Raw genomic sequence first — 16,300 nt, 5'->3', positions numbered from 1 at the left:
TCAGGGGGTGGATCGGGGAAGTTTTCGGCTTGCATCCGGGCCCGGGGCTGCGCAAAGGTCCGGGCTGGTTTTCAAAGAGGTCAGGGCAGATGGCGGCGGGTGGCAAGAAACCGGCCTGGGTGGTGGAGAAGGAGCGGGGCGAGAGGCGCGAGGCGCGGGAGACCGTCTGGCTTTTCGGGCTCCATGCGGTGCGCGACGCGCTGGCGAACCCCCGGCGCGAGAAGCTGCGGCTGGTCGTGACGAAGAACGCGCTCGACAAGCTGGAGGCGGCGGTGGCGGCCTCGGGGATGACCCCGGAGGTGGTGGAGCCGCGCCGCTTCGACGTGCCGATCGACGAAGGCTCGGTCCATCAGGGTGCGGCGGTCGAGGTGAAGCCACTGAACTGGGGCCGGTTCGCCGATATCTGCGCCGCCGGAGAGGGCCTGCCCCTGGTGGTCCTGCTCGACCGGGTGACGGACCCGCACAACGTGGGGGCCATCCTGCGCTCGGCCGAAGTGTTCGGGGCGCGGGCGGTCGTCGCACCGAAGCACCATTCGGCGCCGGAAACCGGGGCCCTTGCCAAGACCGCCAGCGGCGCGCTGGAGCGGCAGCCCTATCTGCGCGTGACGAACCTGGCCGAGGCGATGGAGACGCTGAAGGACATGGGCTTCACCCTGGTTGGCCTGGACGGCGAGGCGCCGGTCACATTGTCCGAAGCGGTGATGGGCGCGAAGGGGCGGCCCATCGGGCTGGTGCTGGGGGCCGAGGGGCCGGGCCTGCGCGAGAAGACGCGGGAAACCTGCGATATCCTCGCGCGTATCCCCTTCGCCGGGGCCTTCGGCAGCCTCAACGTCTCAAACGCCGCTGCCGTGTCGCTTTACGCGGCCACGGCCGGGCTGCGTTCGTGATCACAACTCTGCGACAGCTCTTTAACCGGAGCCCCGGCTTTCTAAATGATGATGAGGAGGCACGGGACCGGAACCCCGTACTCTCTTCACTGTCCCTCGTTCCGCGACTGGGCGTTCGGGCTTGACCCGGGCGCCCTTTTTCTTTCGGGAGTGACCATGACCACCGATGCCGAGATCCGTGACATCCTGACCCGCGTGAAGACCATCGCCGTCGTCGGCTGGTCGCCGAAGCCCGACCGCCCGAGCCACGGGGTCGCGGCCTTCCTGAAGCGGCGGGGCTACCGGGTGATCCCGGTCAATCCGGGCCAGGCGGGGCAGGCGGCGCTGGGGGAGAGAGTGGTGGCGACGCTGGCCGAAGCGGGGCCGGTGGACATGGTCGACATCTTCCGCCGGAGCGAAGAGGCGGGCGCGGTGGCCGACGAAGCGGTGCGGCTGGGCGCGAAGGTGGTGTGGATGCAGCTGGGCGTCATGGACGAGGCGGCGGCGGCCCGGGCGCGGGCGGCGGGAGTGCAGGTGGTGATGAACCGCTGCCCGGCGATCGAGATCCCGCGGCTGGGGCTTTGAGAATGAGATCCTTAAGCAAGGATTTTGACAAATTTCTTGAGTAAGAAATTTGGTCAGCGCTTGGCTTTTTCCTCGATCCCGGACGTGCCTTCGCGGCGGTCCAGTTCTGCGACCACATCCGCCAGCGTCACGTCCCGTGCGGCGAGCATGACGAGGAGGTGGTAGAGCACGTCCGCCGCCTCTGACGTCAGCCGGGCGCGGTCGCCCTTGACCGCCTCGATGATCGCCTCGATGGCCTCTTCCCCGAATTTCTCGGCGCATTTCTCTGGGCCTTTGGCAAGGAGCTTGGCGGTCCAGGAGGTTTCCGGGTCGGCCCCCTTGCGGGCGGCGATGGTGGCGGCAAGGGTTTCCAGGCTCATGACAACCTCACGGGGATGCCGGCGGCGGCCATATGGGCCTTTGCCTGACCTATGGTGAAGGTTCCGAAATGGAAGATCGAGGCGGCGAGGACGGCGCTGGCATGGCCCTCGGTGATGCCCTCGACCAGGTGATCGAGCGTGCCGACCCCGCCGCTGGCAATGACCGGGATGCTGACTGCATCGGCGATGGCGCGGGTGAGGGGGATGTTGAACCCCTGTTTCGTGCCGTCGCGGTCCATGCTGGTCAGCAGGATCTCTCCGGCCCCCTTGGCGGCCACCGTCCGGGCGAAGTCGACGGCATCGATCCCGGTGGCGCGGCGGCCGCCGTGGGTGAAGATTTCCCATTTTCCGGGGGAAACGGTCTTCGCGTCGACGGCGACGACGATGCACTGGCTGCCGAAGCGGTCGGCGGCCCGGGCCACGACGTCGGGGTCGGCCACGGCGGCGGAGTTGAAGCTGACCTTGTCGGCGCCCGCGAGGAGGAGTTTCCGCACGTCCTCGGGCGACCGCACGCCGCCGCCGACGGTGAGGGGCATGAAGCACTGCTCGGCGGTGCGGGTCACGAGGTCGTACATCGTGGCGCGGTTGTCCTCGGTCGCCATGATGTCGAGGAAGCAGAGTTCGTCAGCGCCTGCGGCATCGTAGGCCTTGGCAGCCTCCACCGGGTCGCCTGCGTCGACCAGGTCGACGAAGTTGACGCCCTTCACCACGCGGCCGTCGGCCACGTCAAGGCAGGGGATGATGCGGGTCTTCAGCATGGGGCAGGAATGCCGTGCGGGGGCGGGAAAGGCAAGCGGGTTCGAGGGTCGGGGTGTCCATCGTGGTCGTTAACGGATTGGAAATGCGATGGTTAACCGCTTGTGTCCATCCGCGCCACGGCCCCGCGCGAAATCAGGATGTGAAACGGCATGACACAGGCCAGATAGGCGCGGCCCCAGAGATTGTGCGGGCGAACCCAGGTCGACAGGTAGATGCGCCCCTCCTGACGGAAGACGCCGATCCGGAAATCGAGATGGCGGTCATCGGTGCCGAGGACAAGCTCGTCCGCGCTTTCGTGGCAAGTCGGAAAGAGCGGCTGGCCGGGCTCGCCGGTCTTGAGGCCGAAGGGGTGGACGATGGCATTCCGGAGCGCCAGGAGACCGCGCGCCCAAGGGGGAAGGGTGAGGCCGCGCGTGGCGGCCTCGCGGGGGGAAAGGATGGAGGCGACCGAGTAGCAGTCGAGGAAGTCTCCGGGCTGGTGCAGGGACCAGAGGGAGGAGGCGGAGGGCAGGGTGTCGGTAAGGATCATGGGGGGGAGGGTGAATCGAAGCTTCGGGGTCGGCAAGGAGGCGTTCGGTCGCGGGGGGGCAGAAAGGGATATCCATCCTTGAGGAGGACGTCGCCGTGTCGTGACGGGGCTGCCCCCACCCCCCACCCCTCCCAGGCGTGGGTCACAGGCGGGGCGCTGTGGCGGTTGCGGGGGTTGCACCCGCATGGTTTCCTGGCGGCATGACCAAGCTGGTTCTTCTGCACCGGGCGGATTCGGTCTACGAGGATGTGCCCGACGAGCGATACGACTTTCCCCGCGCCTATCTGAAGGCGGTGGAGGAGGGTGTGGGGGATTGGGTGGTCTATTACGAGCCGGTCAAGGCCGGGCCGCGTGGATACTTTGCTGTGGCGAAGATCGCGCAGGTGATACCGAAGCCAGGCGTCGATGGCAGGTATCTCGCCTTGATCGAGCCGGAAAGCTACCTGGAGTTTACCGAGGAGGTGCCCCGGTTGGTTGCGGGGCAGCCCTGGGAGGTTGCGCTGACCGCAGCAGATGGTGGGGCAAAGGCGGGCGGGGCGCAGCAATCGGCAGTGCGCCGTTTGCCCGAGGGGGAGTTCGCGGCCATCGTCCGGCGGGGCTTGCCTGTCGATCTGGAGCAGATCGAAGCGACACGTTACGACAGGGTGCCATTTGAGGCCGACGAGGCCACTGCGCCTTTCGAGCGCCCGGTGATCGAGCGGTTGATGAGCCGCCCCTATCGCGACGTGGCCTTCCGGCGAAAGGTTCGGACGGCCTATGACTATCGCTGCGCCATGTCCGGCCTGCGGTTGCGCAACGGGGGCGGACGACCCGAGGTCAACGCGGCGCATATCCGGCCGGTAGAGCGGCAGGGGAGCGATGCCGTACGCAACGGGCTGGCCCTGTCGGGAACGCTGCACTGGATGTTCGACCGGGGGCTTCTTTCGGTGGCTGACGACTGGACGATCCTGGTGTCGCGCAACAAGGTGCCGCGCGAGGTCTCGGATCGTCTGATCGTGGCGTCCGGAAAGCTGTGTCTGCCCGCAGACCCGCGCGACCGGCGGCATCCGGAGAACCTTCGCTGGCATCGGGAGAATGTCTTCGGGCAGGTTCCGCTGGAGGGGCCGCAGCCTTGGGAGTGAAGATCGCCGCGTCTGCTCGTCGATGACGCACGTCTCCTCGCGACGAGGAGGCGAAGCCGAACGAGGAGCGTCCGGGTCAGGACCTGAGGGCTTTCAGCGCCTCGGTCAGGTCGATCGCGCCGTCATAGAGCGCGCGGCCGGAGATCGCCCCGGCGATGACGCGGGTGTCGCGCAGCGCGATCAGGTCCTCCATGCGCGAGACCCCGCCCGAGGCGATGACCGGGATCGACACCGCGCGGGCGAGGGCTTCGGTCGCCTCAATGTTCGGGCCCTGCATGGCGCCGTCGCGGTCGATGTCGGTGTAGATGATCGCGGCGACGCCGTCATCCTGGAAGCTGCGGGCGAGGTCGGTGGCCATCACGTCGGTTTCGGTCGCCCAGCCCTTGGTGGCCACGCGGCCCTTGCGGGCGTCGATGCCGACGGCGACCTTTCCGGGGAAGGCCTTCGCGGCCTCGCGCACGAGGGCGGGGTTTTCGACGGCCACGGTGCCGAGGATGACGCGGGCGAGGCCCTTTTCCAGCCACATCGCGATGGTCGCCATGTCTCGGATACCGCCGCCGAGCTGAGTCGGCACCTTCACGGCTTTCAGGATGGCTTCCACGGCGGCGGCATTCACCGGTTGCCCGGCGAAGGCGCCGTTCAGGTCGACGAGGTGCAGCCAGTCGCAGCCCGCCGCCTGGAACTTCAGCGCCTGGGCGGCGGGGTCGTCGCCGAAGACGGTGGCCGCCGCCATCTCGCCGCGCAGGAGGCGGACGCATTGGCCGTCCTTCAGGTCGATGGCGGGGTAGAGGATCATTGGAAGGCTCCGTGGGTCGCGCGGTCTTTGGCATGGGGGGCGCGGAATGGAAAGAGGGCGAAGCGACCCGACGTCACGCTTGATCGGATTCGCGGCTGGGGCAAAGTCGGGCCGAGGAGATTGCGAGGAGGACGCAAGGATGAAGGTTTTCGCTTTTGCCGCCGGGCTGGCGATGTTGGCGGGGGCGGCCTGGGCCGATCCGGTCGAGGGGGTCTGGCAGACCAAGAAGGACGACAACGGCAACTTCGGCCATGTGCAGATCAAGCCCTGCGGGCCTGCGTTCTGCGGCGTGCTGATCAGGGCCTTCGACAGCGCGGGCAAGGAGCGCGAGAGCGACAATATCGGCCGCAAGATCGTCTGGGACATGGTGGCCTATCCCGACGGGCTTTATGACGACGGGCAGATCTATTCGCCGGACCGCGACAAGACCTACAACGGCGACATGACGCTGTCGGGCGACAGCCTGAAGGTCAGGGGCTGCGTGCTGGGCATCTGCCGCGACGGGGGCACCTGGAAGCGGGTGAAGTAGCGCAACTATCGGGTCGTCTTTCGCTGCGCGCCGGGGCAGGGTCGCGCGGGCAGGAGGGTGGCGATGCGCGGCAGTGACTGGCTTTTGCTCTGGACCCTGTCCCTTCTGTGGGGCGGGTCGTTTCTGTTCAACGAGCTGGCACTGGCCGGGCTGCCCGCGCTGACCGTGGTCTGGGGTCGGGTGGGGCTGGCGGCGCTGATCCTGTGGGGCGTGGTGCGGGCGACGGGGGCAGCGCTGCCGCCGAGGGAGATGTGGCCTGCGCTCTTGGTGATGGGACTTTTGAACAACGCGGTGCCCTTCACGCTGTTCGTGCTGGCGCAGGGGCAGATCACCGGGGCGCTGGCGAGTGTGCTGAATGCGATGACGCCGGTCTTCACGGTGCTGGTGGCGCATTGGGCGACGGCGGACGAGAAGCTGGCCCCGGCGCGGGGCTTGGGCGTGGTGCTGGGCTTCGCGGGCGTTCTGGCAATGTTGGCGGATGGTGGCATGGCGGGCACGCGCTGGGCGCTGGTCGCCTGCCTGGGGGCGGCCTTCAGCTATGCAGTGGCGAGCGTCTGGGGGCGGCGGTTCCGCGCGGCGGGGCTTTCGCCGTTGGCCACGGCCTTCGGGCAGGTGACGGCAAGCTCGGCGCTGATGCTGCCGGTCTGGCTGCTGGCGGACCGGCCCTGGGCGCTGGGCTGGCCGGGCTGGGAGCCGGTCATGGCGGTGGTGGGGCTGGCGAGCCTGTCCTCGGCGCTGGCTTACCTGATCTTCTTCCGCATCCTGGCTGAGGCGGGGGCGACGGCGGTGTCGCTGGTGACCTTCCTGATCCCGATCTCGGCGGCGGGCCTAGGCTGGCTGGTCCTGGGCGAGCGGCTGGAGGCGCGGCAGCTGGCAGGGCTGGGGCTGATCCTGGCGGGGCTGGCGGTGATTGACGGGCGGCTCTTCCGGCGGCGTTGACCGGGAGGGGGTGCAGGCGCAGGATGGCGGTATGCGACCCGGTGCGATCCTTGAGACGGCGATCTATGCGACCGATCTGGCGGCGGCGAAGGCGTTTTATGGCGGGCTGCTGGACCTGCCGGTGATTGCCGAGGTGCCGGGGCGGCATGTGTTCTTTCGCGTAGGGGCGGGGGTGCTGCTGGTCTTCGACCCAGAGGCGACCGAGGTGTCTTCGGCCAATCCCGCGCTGCCGGTGCCGGTGCATGGTGCGCGGGGGGCGGGGCATGTGTGCTTTGCGGCCTCACGCGCGGAGATCGCGGACTGGCGTGAGCGGCTGGTGGTGGCCGGGGTGGCGGCGGAGGCCGAGTTCGACTGGCCGAACGGGGCGCGGTCGCTGTATGTCCGCGATCCGGCGGGCAATTCGGTGGAATTCGCCGAGCCGCGGCTCTGGGACTAGGGTTTCCAGCGCAGGAAATTGGCGATCAGGCGGAGGCCGGGGGCCTGGCTTTTCTCGGGGTGGAACTGGGTGCCGAGGATGTTGTCCCGGCCGACGATGGCGGTGATCGGGCCGCCGTAGTCGCAGAAGGCGAGGCGGTGCGCAGGGTCGGCAGGCCGAAAGTGCCAGGAGTGGACGAAATAGGCGTGGTCGCCGGTGGCGATGCCGTCCAGCACCGGGTGGGCCTGTTCCACGATCAGGTCGTTCCAGCCCATGTGCGGGACTTTCAGGCCGGGGTCTTCGGGTTCGATCTTCACTACCTCACCGGGGATCCAGCCGAAGCCTTCGGTCGGGCGGTATTCGTGGCCGCGGGTGGCGAGCATCTGCATGCCCACGCAGATGCCCAGGAAGGGTCGGGCTTTCCGGATGACGGCCTCTTCGATGGCCTCGAAGAGGCCGCCGTAGGACCCGAGTGCAGCGCGGCAGGCGGGGAAGGCGCCGTCGCCGGGGAGCACGATGCGGTCGGCGCGGGCGATGTCGTCGGGCTTGGAGGTGACGAGGATGTCACCGCCGCCGACCTCTGTCGTCATGCGCTGGAAGGCTTTCTCGGCGGAGTGGAGGTTGCCGGAATCGTAGTCGACGAGGGCGGTGAGCATGGCTTTGTCCGGTGCGCGGGCGGAGAGGGCGGGAGCCTCCGGCGGGGATATTTGGGCCAGTATGAAAGGCTAGAGCGCGCCTTTGGTGGAGGGGAGCGCGTCGCCGAGGCGGGGGTCGGGCTCCACCGCCTGCCGCAAGGCGCGCGCGACGGATTTGAACGCGGCCTCGGCGATGTGGTGGCTGTTTAGGCCGTGGAGCCTGTCGACGTGAAGCGTGATGCCGCCGTGGGTGGAAAGCGCCTGGAAGAATTCGCGGACGAGTTCGGTGTCGAAGCTGCCGATCTTGGGTGTCGGGAAATCGACCGTCCAGATCAGGTAGGGCCGCGCGGAGAGGTCCAGCGCGGTGGCGATCTGGGCGTCGTCCATGGCGAGGCGGAAATGGCCGTAGCGGCGGATGCCGCGCTTGTCGCCGAGGGCCTGTGTCAAGGCCTGGCCGATCGCGATGCCGGTGTCCTCGACCGTATGGTGGTCGTCGATGTGGAGGTCACCCTTGGCGCGGACTGTGAGGTCGATCAGGCTGTGGCGGGCCAGCTGGTCCAGCATGTGATCGAAGAAACCGACGCCGGTCTGGCAGTCGTGGCGGCCGGTGCCATCGAGGTTGACAGTGACCGAGATCGCGGTCTCGGCGGTGGTGCGGGTGACGGTGGCCTGGCGCATGGGCGTTTCCCTGATGACGCGGGCGTTATAGGACGTGGGGGGCGGAAGGGAAAGGCGGTTCGGGGTGCAACTGTCGGCAGAAGCGGGGGTGCGCGGGGCAGCCGGATGTCGCAATAGGGCGGGGCGCGGGAATCCCCCCGTTGCAATCGCGGGACAAAGGCTTATCCCCTTTGGTCAGATTCTGGTCTTGATATGGCCCAGACTTACCGCAAGACATTCTGAACGGCCCGGGATGGCGTTGCCGGGCGAAAATTGGAGTTCTTTCAGGTCATGCCCGAGATCTTTCCGGTTCTTCTCTGTGGCGGGTCGGGCACGCGGCTTTGGCCGGTGTCGCGCAAGAGCTTTCCGAAGCAGTTCGTGCCGCTGGCCGGGCAGGGCACGCTGTTCCAGGCGGCGGCCAGCCGGATGCTGGGCGCGTCGGGGGTGGCCAGCCCGCTGGTGATCACCAATTCCGACTTCCGCTTCATCGTGGCCGAGCAACTGGCGGCGGAAGGTATTGCGCCCGCCGCAATCATGATCGAACCGGCGGCACGCAACACCGGGCCGGCGATCCTCGCGGCGGCGCTGCACCTGGCGGAACGCGATCCGGATGCCCTGCTGCTGGTCATGCCGACCGACCATGCGATCCCGGATATCGACGCTTTCCGTGCGGCGGTGGCGGCGGGGATGCCGCGCGCGGTGGCGGGGCAGATCGTGACCTTCGGCGTCCGCCCCGACCGTCCGGAAACCGGCTATGGCTGGATCGAGCTGGGATCGGCGCCGGTCGATGGCGCGGCGCAGAAGGTGCAGCGCTTCGTGGAAAAGCCGCCATTCGACAAGGCCGAGGCGATGCTGGCCGAGGGGCGCTACCTGTGGAATGCCGGGATCTTCCTCGTCTCGGCCCGCACGCTGCTGGCGGCGTTCGCCGAGCACGCGGCTGACCTGATCGACCCGGTCAGCGAGGCGGTATCCGGGGCGCGGGCCGATCTGGACTTCCTGCGGCTGGCCGAGGGGCCCTGGTCCGGGGTCCGCGACATCTCCATCGACTTTGCGGTGATGGAAAAGGCGGCGAACATCGAGGTCGTTCCGCTGGGCACGGCCTGGTCCGACCTGGGCGACTGGAACGCGGTCTGGCGCGAGAACGGCGGCGGGACGGTGGCGCAGGGCGCGGTGACGGCCGTCGACTGCGAGGGCAGCCTGATCAGGTCGGAGGTCGAGGGCCAGCATGTCGTGGGAATCGGCTTGCAGGACCTTGTGGTGGTGGCGATGCCCGATGCGGTTCTGGTCGCGGACCGGTCGCGCGCGCAGGATGTGAAGACGGCGGTGGCGCAGCTCAAGGCCCGCTCGATCCGGCAGGCGGAGGTATTCCCGCGGGATCACCGGCCTTGGGGCTGGTTCGAGACGCTGGCCCTGGCCGACCGCTTCCAGGTGAAGCGGATCGTGGTCAAGCCGGGTGGGGCGCTGAGCCTGCAAAGCCACATCCACCGGGCGGAACACTGGATCGTCGTGTCTGGAACGGCGCAAGTGACTGTGGGCGACGAGGTGAAGCTGCTGAGCGAGAACCAGTCGGTCTATGTGCCGTTGGGTGCGGTGCATCGGCTGGCCAATCCGGGCAAGGTGCCGGTGGTCTTGATCGAGGTACAGACCGGCGCCTATCTGGGCGAGGACGACATCATCCGCTACGAAGACATCTATGCCCGCGGCGACGAGACGGGCGGCGCGCGCTGAGGCGGCTGTGTGGGTCGGGAGGCCCGGATGATCACCACGCTGAAATGCGCCTTCAGCCAGTGGAGCCCGGGCCTGGGCGACAACAGCGCGATGGGCTGGGTCACGGTGCTGGTCTATCTGGCTGCGGCGATCCTTGCCGCGCGGGCGACGAAGGCGATGGACGGGCCGGAGCCGGACGCGCGGCGCGAGCGGACCTTCTGGCGCATCCTGTCGCTGCTGCTGTTCTTCCTTGCGATCAACAAGCAACTGGACCTGCAAACGCTGTTCACCACGATCGGCCGCTGCAACGCGCGGCTGATGGGCTGGTACGACATGCGCGAGGCGGTGCAGCGCGGCTTCATCCTGGCGGTCGCCGTCGCGGCGGTGCTGGCGATCGGCCTGCTGGCGCTGCTCTTGCGCGGAATCCTGGGCCGGGTCTGGCCGGCGCTTCTGGGGATCGGCTTCGTCAGCGGCTTCGTGCTGATCCGCGCGGCGAGCTTCCATGACGTCGACGGGCTGATCGGCACCTGGGCGATGGGAATCAGGGTCAACTGGCTGCTGGAACTGCCCGGTCCGACGCTGGTCGCCATCGTCGCCGCGCATCGGCGACGGGCTGTCCTGGCGGGCTGAGGAAGCGGGAGCGAATCGACTCCGCTCCGACTTCCGGCCCCGGGACCGACCGGGTTGGGCGCCAGGAGCCGGGAGAATGTGGTGCACGGTTCCCTTTAACGGAAAATTCACCGTTTCGAGATTCCGCATAATTTCGTGTCAGGAATGAGTGGCCGCGTTCCGGGTTCTTGGCCTTGCGGACAGTCCCGGAGCGGGCGGCTGGGAAAGCATTTCTGAAGAACTGGGTAAAAAACGAAGAAAATCATGGCAATGATATGGCAGCCTTTTCGCGGCAAGCGCGAGCGGTGCCGGGCGTCGGAAAAACCGCGCGCAATCCTCTGTTCATGGATGCTCTCCGAGATACAACCATAGCGTGTAACCCAATGAGAAGTAACCACTTTCTGCGGGTTTTGTTACCTAGCGGCACATTGCGGCAGGGTCCGGCGGATGGTAGAGAGACAGTGTGAAGTGTAGTGTGGCGAGTGCGATGTTTTGAAACGGCTCGGCGGATTGAGGCCGGGTCGGGAAGATTTCGCTTAGCGATTGGCACCCCTGCGGAGGCGTTGCAGATGGACGTTCGTTCTGGAATAGACGAGCACGATTTCGAGCGGCCGTCTGTGACCGTCAGCAAGGGCTGGGTCCGCACGCGGAAGGAACCGCTTTACCGCAGAACGCTGAAGCGTTGGATGGATGTCGGCTTCGTGCTGATGGCGCTGCCTTTCGTTGTGCCGGTGGTGCTTGTGCTGGTCCTGGTGCTGAAGGTGACCGGCCATTCTCCGTTTTTCACGCAGGATCGGGTGGGGCTTGGTGGCCGCACGTTCCGGCTTTGGAAGCTGCGCACCATGGTCCCCGATGCCGAGGCCCGGCTCCAGGACTATCTGCGGCGGGACGATGCCGCACGGCGGGAATGGGACGCCTACCAGAAACTGTCGCGCGATCCGCGGATCACCGAGTTCGGCCAGTTCCTGCGCAAAAGTTCGTTGGACGAGTTGCCGCAGCTCTGGAACGTGCTGGTCGGCGACATGAGCCTGGTCGGCCCGCGCCCGATGCTCGTCGACCAGCAGGAGCTTTATCCCGGCAATGCCTATTATGCGCTGCGCCCCGGCCTGACCGGAACCTGGCAGATTTCGGATCGCAACGGGTCGACCTTCGCGCAGCGCGCCGAATTCGACGCGGATTACGAGCGCAACCTGTCGTTCTTCAGGGATTTGAAGATCCTGCTGGCGACTGTGAATGTGGTGCTGCGGGCGACCGGGAAGTAAGCAGCCCATCCGGCCCCGCGGCAGGCGGATGCTGCCTGATCCAGCCGAACAGTGCCACGCCGGGAAGCAGGATGACGCTGCCGGTCAGCGGATAGGCCAGCACAACGATCCAGAGCGGGTAGCCGTAGACAAAAAGCGTTGCGGTGACGCCGGTGGCGCCAAGCATCGCGATCAGTACCAGCCCCAATGCCATCCCCGTCTCCCCGGTCGGAGCCATCCATTCTGGAAATCCCGACCCCGCAAGGCCGATAGCTTAGGTCGCGTGGGGCAGTGCGTCGAGATGGAACAGTGAGCGCAAGTCCGGTGGTGTGTCTTTCCGATCAGTTCCGGCGAAACTTGGCCGATGGACCGACGTCAATCCAGCAAGGCCCCGCCCGGAAAGCCGATTGCGGCCAGCGGTCAGGCCTGCGGGTGCAGCATCTGCACCGCCTGCGCAGGCTGGGTTGCACGGAGGCCGGAGACCGTTGCCGCGAGAAGGAGCGTCAGGCTGCACACGACCGGATAGCCGAGCAGAGCGACCCAGACCGGGACCGAGAGGAGGAAGGCTGCGGCCATTGCCACCATCCCGACCGCCGCGGAAACAAGAACCAGACCTGCGACCATGTGCTTCAACCCCCACGCGAAGAACATGATCAGGCTGCTCGCATAGCGTGGCAAGATTGTGGCCGCGTTTTGGTGAATCTGCGTTTCATGAAGTGGCGTGCGAGAGCGCGGACAGATCATGGGAACGGTATCGCAGATTGCAACCTTGAAGAGATATGACGTGGATTCCGCGCACTTCGGGGTGGTTGCGGCGCCGGCCCGGGAGCGAATTCGGCATAACCCGTTGAAATGGGGTTCAGTTCATGGCAATCGCGCCTCGGCTTCAGGCGCTGGATCGGGTCCGAGGTCATGGCGGGCCGTGACCCTGTTGAGCGACTGTCGGACGGGCAGGGAGTGGTCTGCCAGTCCGGTTGCAGCGTTGGAATGCCTTTCTTTTGTCATGCCGCAGCAGCAAGGTGCGGCGGTCGCAGAGTGTGAGGACGGCAAGTGATCACGACCTACCGAAAGCTGTTCGCATTGCTCGATGCCCGTGAGCGGCGGAATTTCTGGTGGCTGGCTGTCATCATGCTCTTGGTCGCCGCCGCCGAGATCACTGGCTTTTCGGCGGTCCTGATGCTGCTGAACGTCATTTCGGCACCCGAAAAGATCCAGACGGTGTCTGCGCTGTCCTTCGTCTACAACCGGCTTGGTTTCACCAGCACCTTCGGGTTCCAGGTTGCGCTTGCGCTGGGTGTGCTGGGCGTCGTCATCATCGGCCTTGCCATCAAGGCGGCGGGCACCAATGCGATCACCCGCTACTCGATGATGCGGGGTTATACCATTTCGACCCGCCTGCTGGCGGCGTATCTGAGGCACCCCTATCCCTGGTTCCTGAAGCACAACAGCGCCGAACTGGAAAAGAACGTGCTGAGCGAAGTCGACGGGCTGGTCGTGCGCGTGATCACCCCCAGCCTGCGCCTGGTGTCGAACAGCATCCTGGCCATCTCGATCCTGGGCTTCCTCTTGATGGTCGACCCGCTGGTGACGCTGTTTTGCGGCGGCGTGCTTGGGCTGGTCTATGCGCTGATCTACCTTCGTGTCCGTGGCCAGATGGTGCGTGTCGGCAATGACATGAAAGAGGCGCTGGAGGCCCGCTATCTGGTCACCAAGGAGGCGACCGGAGGGATCAAGGATGTGAAGGTCATGGGCCTGGAGGAGGTCTATGTCCAAAGCTATTCTGTCGAGGCCTACAGGTCCGCGAGGGCGATGACGCGGATGGGGCTGGTCGCCGAAATGCCGCGCTTCGTGCTGGAAGCGATCACCTTCGGCACGCTGGTTTCGCTGATCCTGCTGCTATTGTTCCGCAACGGCGGCAACATGACCGAGATCGTCCCGACGCTGGGGGTGATCGCGCTCGCCACGATGCGGCTCTTGCCATCGTTGCAGCAGATATATTTCGGGCTGGTCACCATTCGCAGCGCCGGGCCGGTGCTGGATGCCATCGTCGCCGATTTCGCCGCAAGCCCGCGACCGCTGCCGGCCCCGGTGCCGCAATCGCCTCCGATGCGGCTGGAGCGCGAGCTTGCGCTTGAAGCGGTGAGTTTCGCCTATGACAGTGCGGACCGGCCGACGCTGCATGACGTCGATCTCGCCATCCCGGCGCGGACCACGGTCGGCATCGTCGGGGGCACCGGCGCGGGCAAGACGACGCTGGTCGACCTGATCCTGGGCCTCCTTGCGCCGGATGCGGGCGCGATCAGGGTGGATGGTACGGCGTTGACGGCGGAAAACATGCGGTCGTGGCAGGCGTCGATTGCCTATGTGCCGCAGACCATCTTCCTGACCGACGACACCATCGCCGCCAACATCGCCTTTGGCGTGCCCAGGGCCGAGATCGACAGGATGGCTGTCGAACGGGCGGCAAGAGTGGCGGCGCTGCATGATTTCATCCTGTCGGACCTGCCGGCGGGCTATGACACCCGGGTGGGCGAGCGCGGCGTGCGGCTTTCGGGCGGGCAGCGCCAGCGCATCGGCATCGCCCGCGCCATGTATCGCGATCCGACGCTGCTGATCATGGACGAGGCGACCTCGGCGCTGGACAATGTCACCGAGCGCGAGGTGATGGAGGCGGTGCAGCGCATCCGGGCAGACAAGACGATCATCCTGATCGCCCACCGGCTGTCCACGGTGCAGAGCTGCGACACGATCTTCCTGATGGAACGCGGCCAGTTGCAGGCGCAGGGCAGCTATGACGCGCTTCTGGCCACGAGCGAAGCGTTCCGCCGCATGGTCAGCGGCGGGTCCGATGCCGCGGCGACCGAGGTCGGCTGACGCAGGATCAGCGGCGACGGCTCGTGTCATGCGGGCGGGGGACGCGCCTGCCCGTCGGTCCGGTGTCAGGCATCAGCCAGGCGGGGCGGGGCGGGGCGGCAAAGGGCTGCGTCGCGACCTGCCCGGCAGGGTCGCCCTGGGCCGCCGCTTCCGTGTCAGGGTCCCGCCACCACAGAGCATGGCCTGCCACGGCACCGGCCATGAGCCAGACATAGTTGACCAGCCCCGAATTCGGCAGGAGGTCGATCAAGGTGGCGCCGAGCGTGATGATCAGCCCGATGGGAAGGAAGGAATCGCCCACCGACCGGCGTCTGAGGGCGAAGAGCAGGATCGGCGCGGTCAAGAGTCCGAAGCGGCCGATGTAGCCGATCCAGCCAAAGCTGCCAATCACGCGCACCCAGATGCCGTCGACGATGCTGAGCAACCTGCCGGTGCCGGGATCGTAGATGAGTTCGCGCCCCCAGCTTCCCCAGCCGAGCAGCGGCTTTTCGCTGGCGCGGGCCAGCACGGCGTCTTCGTTGTCCAGCCGGTACTTCAGCGAGTCGGCGCGGTCGGGATTGATCGACTGGACGTATTCGTAAACGGCATCGACCGGAATCCAGCCCGCTCCGCGCAGGATCGGGTAGAATATGACCACGGTCGCGATCGCCAGCCCGATGATAAGTTGCGGTCGGCGTCCGAGCAGGAGGACCGCCGCCGTCAGCACCAGGGCGATGGTCATCGCGCCGAAGTTCTTCGACACGGACAGCACCCCCAGAAGCCAGACCGTCGACAGGAACCACCAGACTGCCGGGCGCCCCTCTCGCCGGGCCTCGCGGAAGAGCGTGGCGGCGGCGAGAGACGCGATGCAGAGATAGATGCCGACCAGCAGCCCGTGCGACAGGAAGACCACCGGTCGGAAGCCGTCCTCGCGGATGTGTTGCAGGAAGCTGTGCGGAAAGAAGCCATAGATCCAGGTGTGCAGCTGTGGGCTGAAGCGCACCTCGAAAAGGACCGGGATGGTGTAGGCCAGGCCGCCGATCGCCAGCACCTGAAGGATGGTGCGCAGCCCGTCGCGCGAGTTCAGGTAGCGCAGACCAAGCCAGAGCGGGATGAGCGACACCAGAAGCTCCGAGATCAGGCTCATCGCGTCGTACAGGCGCAGGCCGGGGATGAAGACGCGGCCATTGATCACCGGCTCGGTGTTTTGCAGCACGGTCAGCACCGGCGAGGTGATCACGACCAGGAACAGCAGCAAGAAGACATGCCGCCCGGTTCGCGCCAGGGGTGCCGGGTTCGGCAGCTGTCGCGGCGCCATCAGCAGGCAAAGGATCAGCGCCGGAACGCTTGTCACCGTGGTCTTGTCGATGGGCGGCACCATCGGGAACTTGATGTAGGTGGCGGTAGGCAACAGCAGGTAGCCGCCGATGATCGTCCAGACCAGGGCCTTCTGGAGCGGCAGGAGTCGGAACAGCAGGATGGCGACGATGGGCCAGATGAAAAGCGCCAGATAGGCAATGATGTTCGGCATACCGACGGCCTTGCGGAAAGGGGCTGATCCGGTTGTAGCGGGTTCGGCGGTCGAGGAAAATGCATTCCCCGTGCACGATCCGTCCGGATTGTGCCAAGGTCCGGTCCCGCTTTCCCTTGGAGGCCGGCGGAATCTGTGCTTTTTTGCAAGGGCATGGATCGGAAATTTG

Annotated in this window: 19 protein-coding genes; 10 read left to right on the top strand and 9 right to left on the bottom strand. The window is 66.6% G+C overall.

Annotated features, from left to right (window positions below; translation table 11 throughout):
• Positions 1 to 89 precede the first annotated feature (89 nt).
• Positions 90 to 887, top strand: coding sequence for a 23S rRNA (guanosine(2251)-2'-O)-methyltransferase RlmB (gene rlmB, locus JNJ68_RS16900; RefSeq protein ID WP_294984127.1), 798 nt, complete (start codon positions 90 to 92; stop codon positions 885 to 887).
• A gap of 156 nt (positions 888 to 1,043) precedes the next feature.
• Positions 1,044 to 1,451, top strand: a complete 408-nt coding sequence (locus tag JNJ68_RS16895) for a CoA-binding protein (protein WP_294984124.1) — start codon at positions 1,044 to 1,046, stop codon at positions 1,449 to 1,451.
• 53 nt (positions 1,452 to 1,504) lie between these two features.
• Here the strand turns inward: JNJ68_RS16895 and JNJ68_RS16890 are convergent, their stop codons facing one another.
• From JNJ68_RS16890 to JNJ68_RS16880, 3 genes are all read right to left on the bottom strand, one after another.
• Positions 1,505 to 1,810, bottom strand: coding sequence for a phosphoribosyl-ATP diphosphatase (locus JNJ68_RS16890; protein WP_294984121.1), 306 nt, complete (start codon positions 1,808 to 1,810; stop codon positions 1,505 to 1,507).
• Positions 1,807 to 2,568 carry an imidazole glycerol phosphate synthase subunit HisF gene (gene hisF / locus JNJ68_RS16885; RefSeq protein ID WP_294984118.1) on the bottom strand — a complete coding sequence of 254 codons (762 nt, stop codon included), beginning with the start codon at positions 2,566 to 2,568 and terminating at the stop codon, positions 1,807 to 1,809. Before hisF ends, JNJ68_RS16890 begins: the two co-directional genes overlap by 4 nt.
• 92 nt (positions 2,569 to 2,660) lie before the next feature.
• Positions 2,661 to 3,098, bottom strand: a complete 438-nt coding sequence (locus JNJ68_RS16880) for a DUF2867 domain-containing protein (protein WP_294984115.1) — start codon at positions 3,096 to 3,098, stop codon at positions 2,661 to 2,663.
• 200 nt (positions 3,099 to 3,298) lie between these two features.
• Between JNJ68_RS16880 and JNJ68_RS16875 the strand changes: the two genes are divergently transcribed.
• Positions 3,299 to 4,219: an HNH endonuclease gene (locus tag JNJ68_RS16875; protein ID WP_294984112.1), complete on the top strand. Its 921-nt coding sequence runs from the start codon at positions 3,299 to 3,301 to the stop codon at positions 4,217 to 4,219.
• Positions 4,220 to 4,295: 76 nt separating this feature from the next.
• Here JNJ68_RS16875 and hisA read toward each other — a convergent pair whose 3' ends face one another.
• Entirely contained in the window at positions 4,296 to 5,015 is a 720-nt protein-coding gene (gene hisA, locus JNJ68_RS16870; protein WP_294984110.1) for a 1-(5-phosphoribosyl)-5-[(5-phosphoribosylamino)methylideneamino]imidazole-4-carboxamide isomerase, read from the bottom strand.
• 139 nt (positions 5,016 to 5,154) lie between these two features.
• Here hisA and JNJ68_RS16865 point away from each other — a divergent pair, with 139 nt between their 5' ends.
• The 3 genes from JNJ68_RS16865 to JNJ68_RS16855 all read left to right on the top strand — a co-directional run bounded on the left by JNJ68_RS16865 (position 5,155) and on the right by JNJ68_RS16855 (position 6,919).
• Positions 5,155 to 5,544, top strand: coding sequence for a DUF2147 domain-containing protein (locus JNJ68_RS16865; RefSeq protein ID WP_294984108.1), 390 nt, complete (start codon positions 5,155 to 5,157; stop codon positions 5,542 to 5,544).
• Between the two features lie 63 nt (positions 5,545 to 5,607).
• A complete protein-coding gene (locus JNJ68_RS16860; RefSeq protein ID WP_294984105.1) occupies positions 5,608 to 6,483 on the top strand; it encodes a DMT family transporter in 876 nt (291 codons plus the stop codon).
• A 31-nt stretch (positions 6,484 to 6,514) separates the two neighbouring features.
• Complete coding sequence (locus JNJ68_RS16855) at positions 6,515 to 6,919, top strand: VOC family protein (RefSeq protein ID WP_294984102.1); 405 nt, start codon at positions 6,515 to 6,517, stop codon at positions 6,917 to 6,919.
• Here the strand turns inward: JNJ68_RS16855 and hisH are convergent.
• Positions 6,916 to 7,554 (bottom strand): imidazole glycerol phosphate synthase subunit HisH, encoded by a 639-nt coding sequence (gene hisH, locus JNJ68_RS16850; protein WP_294984099.1) that lies wholly within the window; start codon positions 7,552 to 7,554, stop codon positions 6,916 to 6,918. The two genes, JNJ68_RS16855 and hisH, sit on opposite strands and share 4 nt — an antisense overlap.
• Before the next feature lie 69 nt (positions 7,555 to 7,623).
• Entirely contained in the window at positions 7,624 to 8,211 is a 588-nt protein-coding gene (hisB, locus tag JNJ68_RS16845) for an imidazoleglycerol-phosphate dehydratase HisB (protein WP_294984096.1), read from the bottom strand.
• 270 nt (positions 8,212 to 8,481) lie between these two features.
• Between hisB and JNJ68_RS16840 the strand changes: the two genes are divergently transcribed.
• The 3 genes from JNJ68_RS16840 to JNJ68_RS16830 all read left to right on the top strand — a co-directional run bounded on the left by JNJ68_RS16840 (position 8,482) and on the right by JNJ68_RS16830 (position 11,768).
• Positions 8,482 to 9,918, top strand: a complete 1,437-nt coding sequence (locus JNJ68_RS16840) for a mannose-1-phosphate guanylyltransferase/mannose-6-phosphate isomerase (RefSeq protein ID WP_294984093.1) — start codon at positions 8,482 to 8,484, stop codon at positions 9,916 to 9,918.
• Positions 9,919 to 9,945: 27 nt separating this feature from the next.
• Positions 9,946 to 10,527, top strand: coding sequence for an isopropylmalate isomerase (locus JNJ68_RS16835; RefSeq protein ID WP_294984090.1), 582 nt, complete (start codon positions 9,946 to 9,948; stop codon positions 10,525 to 10,527).
• Between the two features lie 548 nt (positions 10,528 to 11,075).
• Positions 11,076 to 11,768 carry a sugar transferase gene (locus JNJ68_RS16830; RefSeq protein ID WP_294984087.1) on the top strand — a complete coding sequence of 231 codons (693 nt, stop codon included), beginning with the start codon at positions 11,076 to 11,078 and terminating at the stop codon, positions 11,766 to 11,768.
• On the opposite strand, the gene JNJ68_RS16825 is transcribed toward JNJ68_RS16830, so the two are convergent.
• Together JNJ68_RS16825 and JNJ68_RS16820 are read right to left on the bottom strand one after the other, a co-directional pair.
• Entirely contained in the window at positions 11,707 to 11,961 is a 255-nt protein-coding gene (locus tag JNJ68_RS16825) for a hypothetical protein (RefSeq protein WP_294984085.1), read from the bottom strand. The genes JNJ68_RS16830 and JNJ68_RS16825 overlap by 62 nt on opposite strands.
• A 206-nt stretch (positions 11,962 to 12,167) precedes the next feature.
• The gene (locus JNJ68_RS16820) at positions 12,168 to 12,425 is read right to left on the bottom strand and encodes a hypothetical protein (RefSeq protein ID WP_294984083.1); all 258 of its coding nucleotides are present in this window, start codon (positions 12,423 to 12,425) and stop codon (positions 12,168 to 12,170) included.
• 372 nt (positions 12,426 to 12,797) lie between these two features.
• Between JNJ68_RS16820 and JNJ68_RS16815 the strand changes: the two genes are divergently transcribed.
• Positions 12,798 to 14,621, top strand: a complete 1,824-nt coding sequence (locus JNJ68_RS16815; RefSeq protein WP_294984080.1) for an ABC transporter ATP-binding protein — start codon at positions 12,798 to 12,800, stop codon at positions 14,619 to 14,621.
• A gap of 7 nt (positions 14,622 to 14,628) precedes the next feature.
• On the opposite strand, the gene JNJ68_RS16810 is transcribed toward JNJ68_RS16815, so the two are convergent.
• Positions 14,629 to 16,131 carry a hypothetical protein gene (locus tag JNJ68_RS16810; RefSeq protein WP_294984077.1) on the bottom strand — a complete coding sequence of 501 codons (1,503 nt, stop codon included), beginning with the start codon at positions 16,129 to 16,131 and terminating at the stop codon, positions 14,629 to 14,631.
• Between the last annotated feature and the right edge of the window lie 169 nt (positions 16,132 to 16,300).

This window comes from Tabrizicola sp. (genome assembly GCF_016793705.1).
Lineage (GTDB): Bacteria > Pseudomonadota > Alphaproteobacteria > Rhodobacterales > Rhodobacteraceae > Tabrizicola.
The sequence above is the reverse complement of the archived record's forward strand: the minus strand, read 5'-3'. Positions and strand labels throughout refer to the sequence as shown.